Source organism: Morganella sp. TYF_1 (assembly GCF_043105645.1).
Taxonomy (GTDB): Bacteria; Pseudomonadota; Gammaproteobacteria; order Enterobacterales; family Enterobacteriaceae; genus Morganella; species Morganella morganii_B.
The window spans coordinates 78,835-94,686 of sequence record NZ_JBICLU010000001.1 but is presented as its reverse complement, the minus strand read 5'-3'; the positions used below and the strand labels follow the sequence as shown (position 1 = coordinate 94,686).

Below are 15,852 nucleotides of genomic sequence, written 5' to 3'. Positions count from 1 at the left end.
ATATTTATACCGGCAATTCAGTAACGGATTAATTGGTTACGATGGCTGACTTCAGAGTGAATTTCACCAGGTCAAATATCAGTGCATAATCTTCATTAATGTTGACTCCGTCTGTATCTTTTGCCGATACAGATAAACTGACATTCTGAATTTTACTTCTGACGCCCGGTTTAAATACCCCGTCCGCACCGGTAACACCTTCCGCATTGTCTATCATCACCATTGCAGGCTGCGTTTTTTCGGTGACTTTGATGTTCACGCCACTAATCGGGTTATCATTTTCATCAACAATTTTTATCTCTAAATTATTGACCGATACCGTATCGGCAACAGCATGTTTATCATGATTTAAATTCGTGATAATCATTTTTGCCGTACTCTTATCCGCAACCAGTTTCACCGTTTTTGATGTAATGCCGAAATCTGCACCATTCACTTTCACTTTGATCTCCGCATTACCGGCTGTTTTTCCTTTCAGCACAGCATTGTACGTACCCTGCGGGGATTCCGGTTTACCGGTAATAGTGGTATTGGTTAATTCTGTAGTGAATTCAACAGTCTGTCCTGTGATCAGGTTATTGTTAACATCGCGAAGAACCAGTTTCAGTGCTGACGTTTCTGTGTCATTGGCTGTAATCGTCTCCGGTGTTACCACCAGTTCTGATTTTCCGCTGTCCGGATTGTTCTTATCTCCGGTCAGTGTGACATCTTTGGTCAGCCCCGCCAGTTCCATTCCGTTAACCGTCACAGTGACCGTCGCCGTTCCGGCTTTTGTGCCTTTCAGGGTCCCGGTATAAACACCGTTCTGATCTCCCGGCGTCATGGTAATCACCGTATTTTCCAGCGTTGTTTTGAGCACAACCGTCTGTCCGGAGATCAGGTTACCGTTGGCATCTTTCAGAGTCAGCTTCAGTACTGATTCATCCGCGTCATTTGCCACAATCGTATCCGGTTCCGTCGTCAGCTCTGACTTACCGCTGTCCGGATGATCCTTATCTGCCGTCAGCGTGACCTCTGCCGCAGTGACTGCAAGTGCAGCACTGTTGACCGTCACACTGATCGTCGTCTTACCGGACGTCGTCCCTGTCAGGCTGGCGGTATACGTCCCGCCGGTATTTTCAGATGTACTGCCGACCGTGGTATTTTCCAGTGTTGATTCGAAACTGACTTCCTGGCCGGTGATCAGGTTACCGTTGATATCCCGCAGAACCAGTTTCAGTTCCGATTCAGCGGTACCATTAGCCACAATAGTATCAGGTAGTGCAGTAAGTACTGATTTAGTCGCATCCGGATTATTTTTATCACCAATCAGTGTTACATCAGCGGTAATACCCGTCAGTTCAGTACCGTTTACCTTCACTTTGATCGTTGCTGTACCGGCCGTTGTCCCTTTCAGCGTTGCGGTATAAGTACCGTCATCATTATCGGTTACAGCACTGAATACTGGCTCTGCCAGTTCCGTCGTAAACTCAATCCTCTCTCCGGAAACAGGGTTATCGTTCTCATCTTTCAGCGTCAGTGTCAGGACAGAGGTTTCCGTGTTGTTTGCCACGATACTCAGGGGTGTCGCTGTCAGTACTGATTTATCTTTATCCAGATTATTGTTGTCCGCTGTCAGCTTCACGGTCACTGGTGCGACGTCAAAAGGACTGCCGTTCAGCATAATGCTGATTTCAGCATCACCGGCTTTCGTACCTTGCAGGTTCGCCGTATAACTACCGTCAGGGTTTTCGGTAGTATTACTTGCGGTTGTACCGGCTAGGGAGCTTTCGAAGCGTACAGTCTGATCAGGGATCAGGTTGCCCTGACTGTCTTTTAAGGTGAAATGTAGGGTTGATGCCATCTTTCCATCTGCCGTGATGGTCTCAGGCTCAGCTGTCAGTGAAGATTTCTGAGCGTCAGGATTCGCACTGTCAGCCTTAAAGGTAACAATGACTGACGGATTACTGCTATTAATTTCAGCTTTAACAGTCACCTGTCCGGCATGCGTGCTTGTCATATTGAAAGTGACCTCACCCAGCTCGTTCGTTGTCAGTGATTGCAAATCCGGCGTAGCACCATTGTCAGTAGTGAAAATAACGTCTGTATACGGGACAACGTTGTTATATTCATCGGTTACAATCGCATTGACACTGTTTACAGATATACCATCAGCAATACTATTATCTGCTGTAATAATCAAATTTGATGGAAGAATTTGTGCTGTTGTACTGTCAGCAATAAATGTCACATTTGCTGATGCTGTATTACCGTTAACCTCGGCGGTGACCTTCGTTTTACCTGCCCTGGTATTCGTCAGCTCAAAGACGGCTTCACCGTTGTTGTCTGTCGTCAGCTGAGACTCCGACGGCAGAGCATTGTTATCCGTCACGAACTGTACGGTATAGCCCTGGATACGGTTACCATAAGCATCCAGGACAGTCGCCTGCACACGGTTTACCGATGTGCCGTCTGCTTTCTGTCTGTCAGTCACGATTTTCAGCTGAGAGTCTGTCATGGTGGCGGTGGATTCATCCGGCTTAAACACCAGCTGTCTGGTGACACTGCTGTCATTAATGCTGAAGGTGTAATCCTCAGAACCGGCTTTGGTGTTGGTGATATCAACACGCAGACGACCCTGATTATCCGTTATTCCGCTTACCGGCTGAGTCTGGTAACGGGCGGTACCCGGTACACTGATAGTGACCGGTGCACCCGCCAGCGGGTTGTTCCGGTTATCTGTCACCGTCACCAGCGCACTGTTCTTCGCCTGCCCGTTTGCCACCGCGCCGTCATTTTCAGTGGTTACACTCTGAATTTGCGCGGTACTCATATCCGCGACGAACTGTGCGGTCACACTCTTCGAGGTACCCGTTCCTTCCACCACCAGTCTGGAATCCCCGGCGGTCTCACTGCTGAACCGGACCGTGATCTGGCCGTTATCGTCAGTCTGCTGGTCCGGCTCAATAACTGTTGCGCCGTTATCCGCGCTGGCCGTTAACGGGAAATTTTCTACTCGGTTATCAAACTGGTCAGTCACTGTTGCCACGGCGATATTTTTCGCCTGACCATCTGCCACCGCTTTGTTATTAGTTAACTCCAGGGTGTTGATTTTTGCGGTACTGAGATCCGCAATATAGATAATCGATTCCGCACGGCTGTTGCCGTTATTCATCTTTGCCTGCACTGATGCTTTACCGGCAGATTTACTGATGATTTTCACGGTTGCCGTGCCGTCAGGCCCTGAGATCACAGTCAGTGCCTGACCGTGGTTACCATCCGCATCATAAATGGTCACGCCTTCCGGATTTTTCAGGCCGGATACACTGAACGTGACGGCTTTGTCCGGCAGCACTTCGCCCTTATCATTCTGTAACAGCGCCGCTGCTGTGAACTGATCACGGTTATTCGCCACCAGTGACTGGTTCGGTGTTACCGCCAGCTGAGTGACCGTTTCCACCGACGGGATCACATTCACCCACATTTCTGCAGTGTTGGACGGGTTGCCTTCGTTATCCTCACCCACAGCGGTCACACGGTAGCCCTGAGGTTCGCCGCTGCGGCTGGCAAAAATATAGGCCGGCAGAGTAATGTCCGCCGTGGTCAGCCCGGTCTGCTTGATCTCACCGCCGTTTGCCAGCAGTTCAGGCGCTGACCAGCGCAGGGATTTCAGGCCGTATTTGGCTTTCAGGACACTGACCGTCACCGGCTGTGTTTGTGCAGCTTCTCCGCGCAGTGTCTGCGGCAGGGCGATCTGCAGCAGATCCTGCTTACGGTACTGCATCACAATGTTGTAGTTTCTGTCGACGAAGTCGTAACGGTTACCCGCAAGATTACGCATCAGGGCAACATTACCGGTATCCAGCTGTTGTGATAACGGCACGCCGAAACGGTAGGAAAGCGCCATACCGACCTGGCTGTCGCCGGAATCACCGCGGGATGTCTGACCTTTAAAGGTGATCAGCGGGAACGGGGTGTAACTGAGCCCGAGGGTGGAGACCGACGGGTTACTTTTCAGTTCACCGGAAGAGGTGGTGGCGGCCAGGCTGATGCCGTCGCCGAAGTACTGTTCATATTTTGCAAATGCACCTAACTGCGGATAATCAGGCAGATAGCCTTCTGCGCGGATATCAAATCCGTTCGCCGGGCGTTCGTCGTAATCGCGCATTTCATGCAGTTTTGACTGGTGCCAGTCGGTTACCCTGAAGTAGCCGTTGGCCGCAAATTTCAGGTAGTTGGCCCATAATTCACCGCCGATACCGACCCGCGAGTTGCTGCCGGTGATATCGTAGTCATAAAAGCTGTTCACACCCCACATCCAGCCGTCTTCATACTGACGATAGCCCAGACCGAGGTTGGTGGTGGTACGATCGTCGTTGGCGCGAAGGCCGACCTGAGAAAAGAACAGGCTGTTCGGGTTATCGATTAACGGCACCAGGATATCGGCGTCACCGGTTTTATTACTGCCGAACTGAATGCGGGCATGACCCACCTGGTTCAGCCAGTCGTTTACCTGCTGATTGAGCAGGTTTTCACCTATCCCGCGTACATAGCCGAGAGACGCATTCATCGCATCATCTGCGGAAAGGATCTGCCCTGTCTGTGAGGCATAACCCGCCAGGCGGGCTTCATTCTGTACCGTTTTATCTTCCGGAGACGTATCCGGCAGACCGAGGGTCGGCAACGCACTGAAGATGTCATCGGTCCGCACGGTATTATCGCGCGGTGCCGGATTCGCCGGGTCCGGCAGCGTGCGGACACTCATCGGAAACGGCATACCGTTCTGCCCGGAGATAAAACCGCTGTCTGAAGCGGCCGGCATCACGCCGTATTCACTGCCGGATGGCATTTCAACGGTAAATCCCTCACCGCTCAGCGTACTGCCGGACGCTGTTCTTTTACTTTGAGGCAGCAGAGGTGGTTCGGGGGATGTATCCATCAGGGCATTAAGTCCGTCAAACGTTTCTGACATTATTAATGCATCATTTTGCTCTGCCGCGTAGGCAACCGATAATGTTGCCGTCGACACCGGAAAAAATAACTGTAAAAAGAGTAACAGACAGGCCGTTACCCTCTTTGTTTTTGAGTAATTAGAAATAACAGGCATGAATACATCCCCGGAGTAAGATTAAAAATTCAGAAACATTAAATATCAGAAAGTGCTTTGATTTTATCCTTCACACCAATGAAACCGGCGTACTGAACTTTGGTACATAAGGTGTCCAGTTTTTTGTTCAGCGTCATGGATAACACTTCACGGGAGTCTTTATCCATAATTTCTTTATTGACGTTTAAGAAGGTATAATTCTGATTAATACGTCCGTAGCTTGACGAGAAGTCATTAAATTCAGCCTGGTTTACACCTTTAAGGAAATTAAATCCGTCCACGCAAGCATTCCTAGTGGAAGCAATAACAATCCCCTGTGATGCCATTTGTTTACTTCCCACATATGCCTGCGCCGCATTATTACCGGTGACATTCGGTGTGGCAGAACGGGTTTGCTGTTTTTCCGGCGGTTTTTTAGCTACTGCCGTATTTTTCTTTACCGGTGACGTTGAGCAGGCTGAAATAACCAGTGAAAGACCGGCGACAACGAGAGCTTTTCTGTTAATCATCATTTTCATTCATTCCTGTTTATGAAAAATAAATACAGTGAGTATATTTCACCTGTAAAACATTTAAGTGATGGAATTTATCTTGTTTAAAATAAGATAGAACTATTTAGGTAAATCAAACTTATACGGTCTGATATTATAAAAATAAAAAACCGCACTCCAAAAGGAGTGAGCTATTATTTGATTAAGTATCTACCTGGAAAAGAATTAATACTCGGGTTGTTTGTATCCTTGTAATGTAATGATGCAGTAGGTTCAAGAAAAACATATTAATATTTTGTGTAACAATTGTTTCATTGGTAACACAAAAAGCAATTTTACGTAAACACCATAGTTGCATTATGTAATCATAACACGCATCAATAGATTCGGTAAATCATTTTTGCATTATCGATCGATAATAACGATCGGTTTGTGAGGGCTATCGATTCAATCCGTCAACGCAACACCCCTTTCAATTATCTTTTTCGGTAGTAACAGGTGCGATGACGATTAATTCGGCAGGCTGCCGTCTCATAATCTTTCTTGATATCCGGGAAATTATCACCACGATAACAGATAAAAATGTTAAAAAATAATTTAAAACACTATACATTCCTGATAAACAAAACTAATATATCGCCGCATTGCCAAGGTTAGTGAAATGTATGGTTTTTAGTAAAAAATCTTCCCCGGAACAAAGAATTCAAGGAACTAAAATGACAAAACGTGTGGTCATGACAGCCGCTCTGGTGAGCGGAGCATTAGCACTCTCTGGTTGCACGACTAACCCGTATACCGGTGAGCGTGAAGTCAGTAAATCCACAGTTGGTGCCGCATCGGGGTCTCTTGTCGGAGCAGGTATCGGAGTGCTGTCTTCCTCGAAAAAGGACAGGAAGAAAGGGGCTTTGATTGGTGCTGTTTCTGGCGCTGCCGTCGGAGGAGGAATAGGCTACTATATGGATGTGCAAGAGGCCAAACTACGCGAGAAAATGAAAGGGACCGGAGTCAGTGTGGTACGAACAGGCGATACAATCATGCTCAATATGCCCAATAATATCACTTTTGACAGCAGCAGCGCAAAGCTTAAGCCAGCGGGTGTCAATACACTGACCGGAGTAGCAATGGTGCTTAATGAGTATCCCAAGACTGCTGTAAACGTAGTTGGTTATACCGATAGTTCCGGCAGTGAAGAGTTGAATAAGGTTTTATCTCAGCAGCGTGCTGACTCAGTAGCCAGCTCACTCATCGCGCAGGGAGTAGTCGGTGGCCGTTTGCGAACCCGTGGTATGGGAGCTGTAAATCCAATAGCCAGTAACAGCACTACTGAAGGTAAAGCTCAAAACCGCCGTGTGGAAATTATATTAAATCCGCTTTAACGTGCTATTAACCAGGCATCACAGGTTGTTTTCGTTGGCATCAGTTAAAGGAGTGCTGATTACAAATGTAAGCACTTCTGTTCAATTGTACCACTGTATTCCTGCGGTTATTTAAATTTCATTTTTCAGATAAGGGGATACGGACAAAAAATTGTCGTATAACGGAATGTCAGTATTCCCTTCTTTTTTGTACAGAGCCTGGATACGGCAGATTTGTGAGGGACTGTATCCTGTTGCATCCGCCGTTTCCCGGATGCTGAGCTTTTTTACGTGACGGTAGTACAGTACTTTTTTATGCCGTTCCTGATCTGCCTGTCGCCCCCGATATTTACCGAGTTTATGTGCCCGCTCAATTCCCTGTTTTTGTCTCATCCGGCGACTGAGCCAGTCTTTATGAGACATAGCTGCCATCAGGTCGATGAGCATATTGTTAATTGCAGTAATCACGGCCTGGGTAACAGGGTCGTTCCGTGAGGGATCTTTATCCGTAAGTGCCTGCCAGGATGTGGGGATATCTAAACTGACTATCCGCAGCTCATGTTGTTCGATCTGTTTTTTCAGCGTTATCCAGTCACTGTTGCTCAACCGTGTCAGGCGATCTATCTGCTCGACCAAAAGAATATCACTACGGTGACTGTCCATCAGTAAACGCCCCAACTCAGGACGCTCAATTTTTGTTCCGCTGATATTCTCCCGGTAATAGCTTGCTATTTTATATCCCCTTTCCCCAGCGAACTGCTCCAGCATCTCTTTTGCCCGGTCTGCAAATTGATCTTCCGTTGATGCTCTCAAATAAGCCCGAATGAACATAATATCACCACGTTATTGCATTTAGGTTATTGCGTTTAATGTGTTGCATATAGATTATAGCATTGGTTGGAGGATGTCATTTTTCGCATATCGCGTCAGGGTATACCCTTATGCAATAGCTTCTTTTGCTAAAATTACCCAACTAAATAATTTACAAAAGAAACTATATCATCATCAAATAGATGATCTATTGAAAATATCAAGATAAACAATCAACTAATTAAAATATAACTTATTGAAATAATTTTGTTGTTTAAAATATCCAACTAAATAATTTACTTATGAAATTATGTGTTGAGGAAGTGGGATCTTTTTCTGTCTGAAAGATGATTATTACTGGTATCAAGTGAGAGAATATTAAGAATGTATTGTGTTGAAGGTTATAAATTCAGGTCAGCTAAAAAATAGCACCATTACAGTGCTATTTTTCCGTGTACTTTTCTAAATATAGTTCAAAGGCTTCTCTTGCTATGGCACTGACACTTTTGTGAGATTTTCCTTCGCGTTTATTTTTTAAAGCCAGATCTTCGATTTTCAATAGAAGTGACTCATTAATAGATATTGTCGTTCTTTTTTGTTTTTCTGCTTCTTCATTAATAATCTGTCGTTCTTCGGAACCATAAGGTTTATCGGCTAACTTTCTGGCAAGCTCATCGGCTTGTTCACTGGTGACAGCTGTTCTGTTAATGGCTTGCTGGCTTGGTCTTTTTACCATCAGAATACCTCTTTCATCAGCTGAATAATTTCATCTTTTGCTGTTTGGTTATTTGTTTCAACTACTCCGGTCCCATTACTCATGCAATCCCTGTAAACCTTTCTAAAACAAATAACTGACTCTAAAGTCTGTATGGTAGGGAATTCACTTAAATATTCCAAGAATTCGTTACGCTCGTTACCGCGTAAAATAGGATTAGTTGATGCCATGCTTTGTAGGCAAAATACTTTAAGTTCAGGATTAAGATCTCGCATAGCTTCTATCTGTTGTTGCAGTTCTTCCAATGTATCCAGATCTGGTTGTGAACACTGTAAAGGAGCAATAATCTGGTGTGCCACTACCCCGCTCGTAATAAATTCACGGGAATTACGGCCAGCGACATCAACGATAATATGAGCATACTTTTCTTCTAACGCCCGGAGTGTTTGCGTTAAGTTGTCGAACTTTTCTATTAATGTAATTCTCGGCTGTATTCCGGATGCCTCCCGTTCTGCGTGCCATTTAGCGGCACTTCTTTGTATATCCGCGTTAAGTAAACATACATCCTGCCCTTGTTGAGCCAATTCCACGGCTATGTTTACGGCGGTTGTTGTCTTGCCTGATCCACCTTTATTGCCCCCAACAACTGTTATCATTAGTTCTCTCCTAACGTATGAAGTATGAAGTGTGAAGTATTATAAATGAACAATTCAAGATTGGCTATTAAGAAAAAATTTCATCAGAGCGGTATGAATTGAGCATCAAAGGTAGTCAGAAAGTGTAAGTTATGAATCATTACACATGAAGTATTATGTGTGATTTAATACTTCATATGTATGAAAAGATACTTATGATTTAATACTTCATATATATGAAGAATTACTTGTTATTTCATATTTCATACTCATTGGCGATGGATACTCATTGTGAGTATCTAAAAGATGAAAACATTTAATAGAACTCAATTTGAGTAATGAGGGGATATGAAGATTTTTTGTGATGATGGTTCAACCAACGTAAAACTGGCCTGGTTTGAAAAAGGAAACATAAACACTTCATTATCAACGAATTCTTTCAGAAAAGGCTGGAAGGTTGAGGGGCTGGGCAGTAATCGGACTTACAATTATGAACTGGAAGGTCAGAAATTCACCTTTGATGAGGTAAGCAATGAAGCCATTAAAACCACTCATATTGAGTATCAGTATTCTGATGTGAATGTTCTCGCTGTCCATCATGCATTGCTGAAGAGTGGTATACCACCACAGGAAGTATCATTAACAGTAACTTTGCCAATCAGTGAGTTTTATACACCGGACTGCCAAAAAAATGAGCTGGCCATTCAGCGTAAGACGGATAATCTGATGCGGCCGGTCAGACTAAATAAACATGAGGGTTTTGTGATCACCGGCGTGGAAGTGATGCCGGAATCGCTGCCCGCCGTGTTCTCTCAGCTGGTTGAGGATGAAGTGGGGGCGCTGGAAAAATCACTGGTCATTGACCTGGGCGGTACCACGCTGGACGTTGGTGTTATTGTGGGCCAGTTTGATGATGTCAGTGCTATTTACGGAAATTCTGCTATCGGTGTATCTATGGTCACTCAGGCTGCTCTCACCGCGCTGAAGATGGCTTCCAGTGACACCAGCGCGTTTGTCGCTGATGAACTGATAAAGCGGCGTGAAGATGATGCGTTTATCCGTCAGGTTGTTAATGATGAAAGTAAAATCCCGCTGGTCCTGAGTACCATTAACTCCGCAATTGAAAAACTGGGGGCTGAAGTTGTTGATGATCTTGCCGGGTTTCGGAATGTGAACCGGGTATATCTGGTCGGCGGTGGCGCATCATTAATTGAACCGGCTGTAAAACAGGCATGGCATAATATCAGCCATAAGATACATGTGATGGATACACCGCAGATGGCGCTTGTGAAATCAATCGCGAAATTCAAAGAGGAATAATGCAATGAGTACCGACCGGAAGAAATTCACACTCTATCTTCATCCGGACAATGACGCGGACACCCGGGCACTGGAGGCCATTGATGCCGTACCGAAAAATAACCGGGGTGAGCTTTTCCGGAACGTATTCATGGCGGGGCTGGCATTACACCGTCTGGACAGACGGTTGCCGGTCATGGTTGCGGAGTTATCGGCCGGAGAGCTGACGGCCGATAAACTGGTTGAATTAATTGCCTTACTAACGGGCTGGCAGCCGTCAAAAGCGGATATTAAATCAGTCCTGGAAAATCTGGGAGGTGCAATAACACCTGCACCACTGAAAGTAAAAGAGCCGGAACAGGATGAAAGCAAAAAAGAGGCACTGAAGCAGGCAAAAAGAAAATTAGCCGGATTGCTTTAACATCGGCCAAAGCGAACAGGCTGTTTTATAACCGTCTGTTGTCTTTCTCAGTAGGTGCCGTGGCCGGGCGGTGACTTCTGAACTGAAGTAAAAACACATTCCAACGTTCTCCGGATGAGTCGTGTTAAACCGGCCGGCAGCCCTTTGCAGGGGGCTTTTCCCTCGTTATTTAGTACTACTTAAAAATAATGATCAAACACCCAAACTGCCGGGTGAAAAGCATTTCGCCCCCGCAGTGTAAGGGTCAGTACGTCCGGGTGACCCGGCCGTCATTCTCTCCTGTATTTCATTTCTCCTCCGTATCAGCTTCCGGTAATCGTTCCCTGTTCCGTTCCGCACTACAAGGGTATATAAACGCTGCGCGCCCTTGTACTGCGAAACAGAACAGGGATGACGAACCGTCAGGCGATACGAAGACGAAATTCACACTGACGGAGAAAATGTTATGACTATGAATCAGCTCACCCAAACTACTGTCCCTAACCCTGCAACGGCGACCAGCGTATCCCCGCCGGAGCAGTCAGGCTCCTCAAAAACGAAATGTACAAAGCGCAAAGCAAAACCGGATATGTATCAGATGGTGACAGACAATATTATCAAAGCGCTTGAGGCGGGCGTAAAACCCTGGGTCTGTCCGTGGACAGGTAACGGAGCTGCTTCCGGATTACCGGCCAATTTTTCAAACGGCACAGCGTACAGCGGGATTAATATTATGCTGCTGTGGAGCAGTGCAGCGGAGCAGGGTTATACCGATCCCCGGTGGCTGACTTATAAACAGGCTGCAGAGCAGGGCGGTCAGGTTCGTAAAGGCGAGCACGGCACCACCATTATTTATTACAAAATGCTGGAAAAAGAAAACGAGGCCGGGGAGACTGAACATATCCCGATGCTGAAAACATTTACCGTTTTTAATGTGCAGCAGATTGATAATTTAGCGGTTGAATATGCTGTATTACCGGTGGCGTCATTTGATCCCATAGAAAAAGCAGAGGCACTGACCGCCCGCAGTGGTGCCAAAATTACAGAGAAAGGCATACAGGCGTTTTACCGGCCGTCTACCGATGAAATATATTTACCGGAAAGATACCGGTTTAATAATGCTGCTGATTTTTATGCGACACAGCTTCATGAATTAGTTCACTGGACAGGGGCTAAATCCCGGTTAAACAGAGAGAAAGGCGGTAAATACGGTTCCGACAAATATGCATTTGAAGAGTTAATAGCAGAATTAGGCTGTGCTTTTTTAATGGCGGATTTGGGTATAACCGGGGATGTGCAGCATGAAAACTATATATCCTCATGGCTGAAAGCGCTGAATGATGATAAGCGGTTTATATTTAAAGCCGCGAGCGCAGCATCAAAAGCACACCGGTATCTGACAACGTGTTAATTAAAATCTGTAATATCTGACTATGCCGCCGTTGCAACTGCATATTGCACCGGTGGCTAAGGAAGGATATAAAAAAGATGAAGTCATTGAAAAAAATCAAAAACCATCAAAAGTAATCATAATTTTTATCTTTAAATGGTTGGGGGCTGAAAACTCCCCCGACCTGATAAAACCATCAGCGTAAATTTTATCAGCATCAGAATAGTAATGCCGTGGCTTACTGTCAATATATCAATGACTATTTTTTATGTTTCTGTAGATGACATAAATTTCATTAGCGTAACGCTGTCTTTTAATCTCCTGCTCCGGTGATTTTTTCCTGCCTGCATTGTAAGCACCCACGCCCCGCCAGATGTCTTTTTCAAGATGAATGAATTTAGCCAGGTAATAAGCGCCGGTATAAATATTCATACAGGGGTCATGTTTCAGCATCGTTTCCTGTATGCCGTATTTTCGGAGTTCATTAAAATTCTGAGAATGAATCTGCATCAGGCCAACGGCATATTTTTCATCAGACACACGGTTAAGGGCATCAGTACGAAATGATGATTCTCTGAATGAAATCGCCCTTAATAAATCCGGGTCAATACCATAATCACGACCGGCAAGATCATAGCAATCCTGTGCAACTGACAGGGCAGGAAACATCAATGCAGAAAATAATGTGAAAAGTGTTTTCATAATATCCCCGACAGTGACTAACTTTCATGGATTACAGCATTTTTTACCAAAAAACGGAAGCGGGTTTTTATTTTTTAATACACGCAAGGCACAAGATACAAAATAGTCTTCTCTGAAAATAGATTCCCACACCCTACGCAAATTTAAAATTTGCATGAATTTATATTTAAATCATGTGGTTAGTTTTTTTATTTTGTGTTTTTTTTCGTATTTTTCAAAATCAAAGCCCATTTATGTGTTCTGATAAGACCCTGTTTATGGGCTAATCAGACTTTTTATGTGGGTTTTTCATTTAATTACAATCATATATAATTTTTCTTAAAAACAAGTGGGCTGATTATGGGCTTTGTAATATACTGAATTTAAAGTATCCATTTTAACAGCTTTCTTGAGTGGGCTTTTTGTGGTCTTTGGTTTTTTACATCAAAGCCCACAAAGGGCGGCTAAAAATACTAAGGGAAATAACATCATGCCTCGTCAACATATATACATGAAACAAAAAACACTGGACGGTATCCGTGGTCTTGTCGATAAGCGCCGTAATGAAGGAGCCTCTGCCAGTGAGGCTAATATATCCAGTGTGGGTTCTGAACTTCTGGAAATAGGCTTAAGGGTTGTTGAAAATCTCGGAAAAGAAAAAGAAGGGGATGACGGATTAACTTTTGAGGAACGATATAAACGTCAGGTTCTTGAAGATTTATCAAAATCCCGGCAGTGTATTCAGGTTATGTTTAAGATGATGTTTCATCTGACTGAAATATCCGGTGATAGCCGATATAACTATCGAGAATATGTAGAAGGATTTAAAAGCAGAACACAACACCTGCTGGGTGAAATGTTTCCTGATAAATGAAATACATAATATGCTATTTATAAAAAATAGATGATCAGGTCAAATCATTATTTTGTGATGTATGGCAATTAAATTTATTGTTATTTGACTTTGGTGTGTGTTATATTTTATGTAATTTACAATTTAAGAAATCGCTCAGTAAGAAAGTTAGCTCCTTTCCTACTGAGCTGAACATATAACTCCCGATTTAGGAGACAGTTACATGTCTGTTGAACATGCTATTGATCTATCCTTCAGATCTCAAGATTTTTTTGTGTCTTCACTCAAAGAAATCATCAAAAAATCGTCATATTGGATGGTTTGCAGTTCAGATGATGTTTTTTTGTTAAGTAACACGATGACTGACCTGAAAAAAATAATAGTCAAACCTGAGAAAAACTATCTTCTCAGTACTTTCCCCTTAGAATCCGTTGTCTTTATTGAAGATAAAAAATTCTCCATTATATCACCCTATCAACTATTTAAGATACCCGTTACTTATCATAATAAATATTGTTTTCTTTATGTCTATTTTAAAATTTTGCGAAATGATTTTTATCATTGTTTTTTAAATAATGATTTATTTAATAAAATGGATTCGTTTGGTAATGAATTGGATTTTGAATTTCAAATTCAGAGGTTGTCAACATTCAATCCGTTAGATATTTTTACAAGAAAAGAATGGATTATAGCCTGGCTTGTAATTCAAAATTTCACAAACAATGAAATTGCGACTTATTTAAAATTAAAACCAGATACAATAAAAAAAAGAATAGAAAGAATTCTCGGTGCAACAAAGATTGCAATATTTCATCGTGGACTGTTTATTGAAGTAGCAAAGTATCTCGGGTGGGATTTGTGGATTCCTGTTTTTATATTTGACAATTAAATACTGTATAAAAAAACAGCCCCGAATAGGGGAATTGACGGAGTCAGTTAACCGCCTTAAGCTAAATTTTATTTTTCCATGAGGCTGTTATGAAACAGAAAGAATACCGTCCGGTCACGATCAGTATTTCGATTTCTGCCGAAACCAACCGCTTACTGACTGAATCCGCCAGACAGTCAAAACGCACAAAGGCTATTGAGGCAATTATCCGGTTATCTGAAAGTCTCCGGTCTGTAGATCATATTGAGGGACATTATCAGCAGTTACTGACGAAATATTAAAATATAATTAAGCATTAATAACAATCCCGTCATATTTGTATTTTGTTGTATTTCACAGCAACGGTAGCGCTTTGCCTGAAAACAGGGCAGGGCAAATCCGTGCGGTAGCTATACCTTAATGCCGGCAGTATTACACGCCCTATTTCTGTTTACTCAAAATACAGGAAATATGGCGGGTAATATTGCCCAAACGATGACGTTAATCATTATTGTGTCATCATTTTTTCAGTGTACTCAAAAGGAACTTACCATGAGTGAAATGTCTGTCATGAATAATAACGCCGCGCAACCGGCGGCAAAAAAAGGTCTGTTTGCCCGTGCGCTGGCGGCGGTCAACAGCCGGACGGCCAAAGCGCTGTTTAAGGGCGTTGCGGTACCGCTGGCGCTCTGGCTGGCTGCCCGGGGTGTGGCACACGCGGAAGACCTGACCGCCGCCGGTAAAGAGGATGCGGCGGACACCTTCGGTGAAGACTCCACCATGATGTATTACTTCATGCTGGCCGAAGTTATCCTGGTCTTCATTCTTTACCTGCGTAACCACAACCCGGCCACCTTCCTGCTGATCCCGGTCTTTATTGTGGTCACCAAAATCATCTTCTCTATTATTTCCTCCCGCTCCGGCGGCTGAGGCAGTCTGACGTATAAGGAACAGTTTGATGGAAGAGGAGCGTATTAAACGTTTCAGTTTTCCTCAGACTCTCACGGAGCAGAGCCGTCCGATAGGACTGCCGTTGGATGAAACCGCCGTTATCGGCATCCCGATGGGATGGGGATTTCTGGACGGTCAGCATCTTGCCGGGCTGGTGATCGGCGCTCTGCTCTGGTTCGGACTGAGGTATTTCAAGAAGGGGCGGGGAACCACCTGGCTGCTCAATGCCTGCTACTGGTATCTGCCCGCGTATTGTTTCAGAGGTCTGTATAAAGTGATCCCGGAGTCCGCGTTCAGGCTCTGGCTGAGATAGGAGTT

Annotated in this window: 15 protein-coding genes; 9 read left to right on the top strand and 6 right to left on the bottom strand. The window is 44.3% G+C overall.

Features of this window, described 5'->3' with window-relative positions; genetic code table 11:
* Window positions 1–28 precede the first annotated feature (28 nt).
* Window positions 29–4,951 (bottom strand): Ig-like domain-containing protein, encoded by a 4,923-nt coding sequence (locus ACF8OF_RS00450; RefSeq protein WP_392495361.1) that lies wholly within the window; start codon window positions 4,949–4,951, stop codon window positions 29–31.
* 173 nt (window positions 4,952–5,124) lie between these two features.
* Window positions 5,125–5,598 carry a hypothetical protein gene (locus tag ACF8OF_RS00445; RefSeq protein ID WP_392495360.1) on the bottom strand — a complete coding sequence of 158 codons (474 nt, stop codon included), beginning with the start codon at window positions 5,596–5,598 and terminating at the stop codon, window positions 5,125–5,127.
* A 695-nt stretch (window positions 5,599–6,293) separates the two neighbouring features.
* On the opposite strand from ACF8OF_RS00445, the gene ACF8OF_RS00440 reads away from it, so the two are divergent.
* Window positions 6,294–6,953, top strand: a complete 660-nt coding sequence (locus ACF8OF_RS00440; RefSeq protein ID WP_392495388.1) for an OmpA family lipoprotein — start codon at window positions 6,294–6,296, stop codon at window positions 6,951–6,953.
* A gap of 111 nt (window positions 6,954–7,064) precedes the next feature.
* Here ACF8OF_RS00440 and ACF8OF_RS00435 read toward each other — a convergent pair whose 3' ends face one another.
* From ACF8OF_RS00435 to ACF8OF_RS00425, 3 genes are all read right to left on the bottom strand, one after another.
* On the bottom strand, window positions 7,065–7,763 hold the full coding sequence (locus tag ACF8OF_RS00435) for a recombinase family protein (protein WP_392495359.1): 699 nt from the start codon (window positions 7,761–7,763) through the stop codon (window positions 7,065–7,067).
* 421 nt (window positions 7,764–8,184) lie between these two features.
* The gene (locus ACF8OF_RS00430) at window positions 8,185–8,478 is read right to left on the bottom strand and encodes a CopG family transcriptional regulator (protein WP_392495358.1); all 294 of its coding nucleotides are present in this window, start codon (window positions 8,476–8,478) and stop codon (window positions 8,185–8,187) included.
* On the bottom strand, window positions 8,478–9,113 hold the full coding sequence (locus ACF8OF_RS00425) for an AAA family ATPase (RefSeq protein ID WP_392495357.1): 636 nt from the start codon (window positions 9,111–9,113) through the stop codon (window positions 8,478–8,480). The genes ACF8OF_RS00430 and ACF8OF_RS00425 overlap by 1 nt, the downstream gene beginning before the upstream one ends.
* A gap of 327 nt (window positions 9,114–9,440) precedes the next feature.
* On the opposite strand from ACF8OF_RS00425, the gene parM reads away from it, so the two are divergent.
* From parM to ACF8OF_RS00410, 3 genes are all read left to right on the top strand, one after another.
* Window positions 9,441–10,412, top strand: a complete 972-nt coding sequence (gene parM / locus ACF8OF_RS00420; protein WP_392495356.1) for a plasmid segregation protein ParM domain-containing protein — start codon at window positions 9,441–9,443, stop codon at window positions 10,410–10,412.
* Between the two features lie 4 nt (window positions 10,413–10,416).
* On the top strand, window positions 10,417–10,812 hold the full coding sequence (locus ACF8OF_RS00415; protein WP_369445191.1) for a plasmid partitioning/stability family protein: 396 nt from the start codon (window positions 10,417–10,419) through the stop codon (window positions 10,810–10,812).
* Window positions 10,813–11,257: 445 nt separating this feature from the next.
* The gene (locus ACF8OF_RS00410) at window positions 11,258–12,202 is read left to right on the top strand and encodes an ArdC family protein (RefSeq protein ID WP_392495355.1); all 945 of its coding nucleotides are present in this window, start codon (window positions 11,258–11,260) and stop codon (window positions 12,200–12,202) included.
* Window positions 12,203–12,433: 231 nt separating this feature from the next.
* On the opposite strand, the gene ACF8OF_RS00405 is transcribed toward ACF8OF_RS00410, so the two are convergent.
* Complete coding sequence (locus tag ACF8OF_RS00405) at window positions 12,434–12,883, bottom strand: transglycosylase SLT domain-containing protein (protein ID WP_392495354.1); 450 nt, start codon at window positions 12,881–12,883, stop codon at window positions 12,434–12,436.
* Between the two features lie 469 nt (window positions 12,884–13,352).
* On the opposite strand from ACF8OF_RS00405, the gene ACF8OF_RS00400 reads away from it, so the two are divergent.
* The 5 genes from ACF8OF_RS00400 to traL all read left to right on the top strand — a co-directional run bounded on the left by ACF8OF_RS00400 (window position 13,353) and on the right by traL (window position 15,847).
* On the top strand, window positions 13,353–13,736 hold the full coding sequence (locus ACF8OF_RS00400) for a relaxosome protein TraM (protein ID WP_392495353.1): 384 nt from the start codon (window positions 13,353–13,355) through the stop codon (window positions 13,734–13,736).
* Window positions 13,737–13,938: 202 nt separating this feature from the next.
* On the top strand, window positions 13,939–14,604 hold the full coding sequence (locus ACF8OF_RS00395; protein ID WP_392495352.1) for a helix-turn-helix transcriptional regulator: 666 nt from the start codon (window positions 13,939–13,941) through the stop codon (window positions 14,602–14,604).
* A gap of 89 nt (window positions 14,605–14,693) precedes the next feature.
* Window positions 14,694–14,885, top strand: a complete 192-nt coding sequence (locus ACF8OF_RS00390) for a TraY domain-containing protein (RefSeq protein ID WP_214183244.1) — start codon at window positions 14,694–14,696, stop codon at window positions 14,883–14,885.
* A gap of 250 nt (window positions 14,886–15,135) precedes the next feature.
* Window positions 15,136–15,513, top strand: coding sequence for a type IV conjugative transfer system pilin TraA (locus ACF8OF_RS00385; protein WP_045138922.1), 378 nt, complete (start codon window positions 15,136–15,138; stop codon window positions 15,511–15,513).
* A 28-nt stretch (window positions 15,514–15,541) separates the two neighbouring features.
* A complete protein-coding gene (traL, locus tag ACF8OF_RS00380) occupies window positions 15,542–15,847 on the top strand; it encodes a type IV conjugative transfer system protein TraL (RefSeq protein ID WP_317420353.1) in 306 nt (101 codons plus the stop codon).
* The last annotated feature ends 5 nt before the right edge of the window (window positions 15,848–15,852 follow it).

Excerpts from the sequence above, each read along its gene's own strand:
- ACF8OF_RS00450 (WP_392495361.1), bottom strand. The coding sequence starts at position 4,951 with ATGTCAGAAACGTTTGACGGACTTAATGCCCTGATGGATACATCCCCC.
- ACF8OF_RS00445 (WP_392495360.1), bottom strand. The coding sequence starts at position 5,598 with ATGATGATTAACAGAAAAGCTCTCGTTGTCGCCGGTCTTTCACTGGTT.
- ACF8OF_RS00440 (WP_392495388.1), top strand. The coding sequence starts at position 6,294 with ATGACAAAACGTGTGGTCATGACAGCCGCTCTGGTGAGCGGAGCATTA.
- ACF8OF_RS00435 (WP_392495359.1), bottom strand. The coding sequence starts at position 7,763 with ATGTTCATTCGGGCTTATTTGAGAGCATCAACGGAAGATCAATTTGCA.
- ACF8OF_RS00430 (WP_392495358.1), bottom strand. The coding sequence starts at position 8,478 with ATGGTAAAAAGACCAAGCCAGCAAGCCATTAACAGAACAGCTGTCACC.
- ACF8OF_RS00425 (WP_392495357.1), bottom strand. The coding sequence starts at position 9,113 with ATGATAACAGTTGTTGGGGGCAATAAAGGTGGATCAGGCAAGACAACA.
- parM (WP_392495356.1), top strand. The coding sequence starts at position 9,441 with ATGAAGATTTTTTGTGATGATGGTTCAACCAACGTAAAACTGGCCTGG.
- ACF8OF_RS00415 (WP_369445191.1), top strand. The coding sequence starts at position 10,417 with ATGAGTACCGACCGGAAGAAATTCACACTCTATCTTCATCCGGACAAT.
- ACF8OF_RS00410 (WP_392495355.1), top strand. The coding sequence starts at position 11,258 with ATGACTATGAATCAGCTCACCCAAACTACTGTCCCTAACCCTGCAACG.
- ACF8OF_RS00405 (WP_392495354.1), bottom strand. The coding sequence starts at position 12,883 with ATGAAAACACTTTTCACATTATTTTCTGCATTGATGTTTCCTGCCCTG.
- ACF8OF_RS00400 (WP_392495353.1), top strand. The coding sequence starts at position 13,353 with ATGCCTCGTCAACATATATACATGAAACAAAAAACACTGGACGGTATC.
- ACF8OF_RS00395 (WP_392495352.1), top strand. The coding sequence starts at position 13,939 with ATGTCTGTTGAACATGCTATTGATCTATCCTTCAGATCTCAAGATTTT.
- ACF8OF_RS00390 (WP_214183244.1), top strand. The coding sequence starts at position 14,694 with ATGAAACAGAAAGAATACCGTCCGGTCACGATCAGTATTTCGATTTCT.
- ACF8OF_RS00385 (WP_045138922.1), top strand. The coding sequence starts at position 15,136 with ATGAGTGAAATGTCTGTCATGAATAATAACGCCGCGCAACCGGCGGCA.
- traL (WP_317420353.1), top strand. The coding sequence starts at position 15,542 with ATGGAAGAGGAGCGTATTAAACGTTTCAGTTTTCCTCAGACTCTCACG.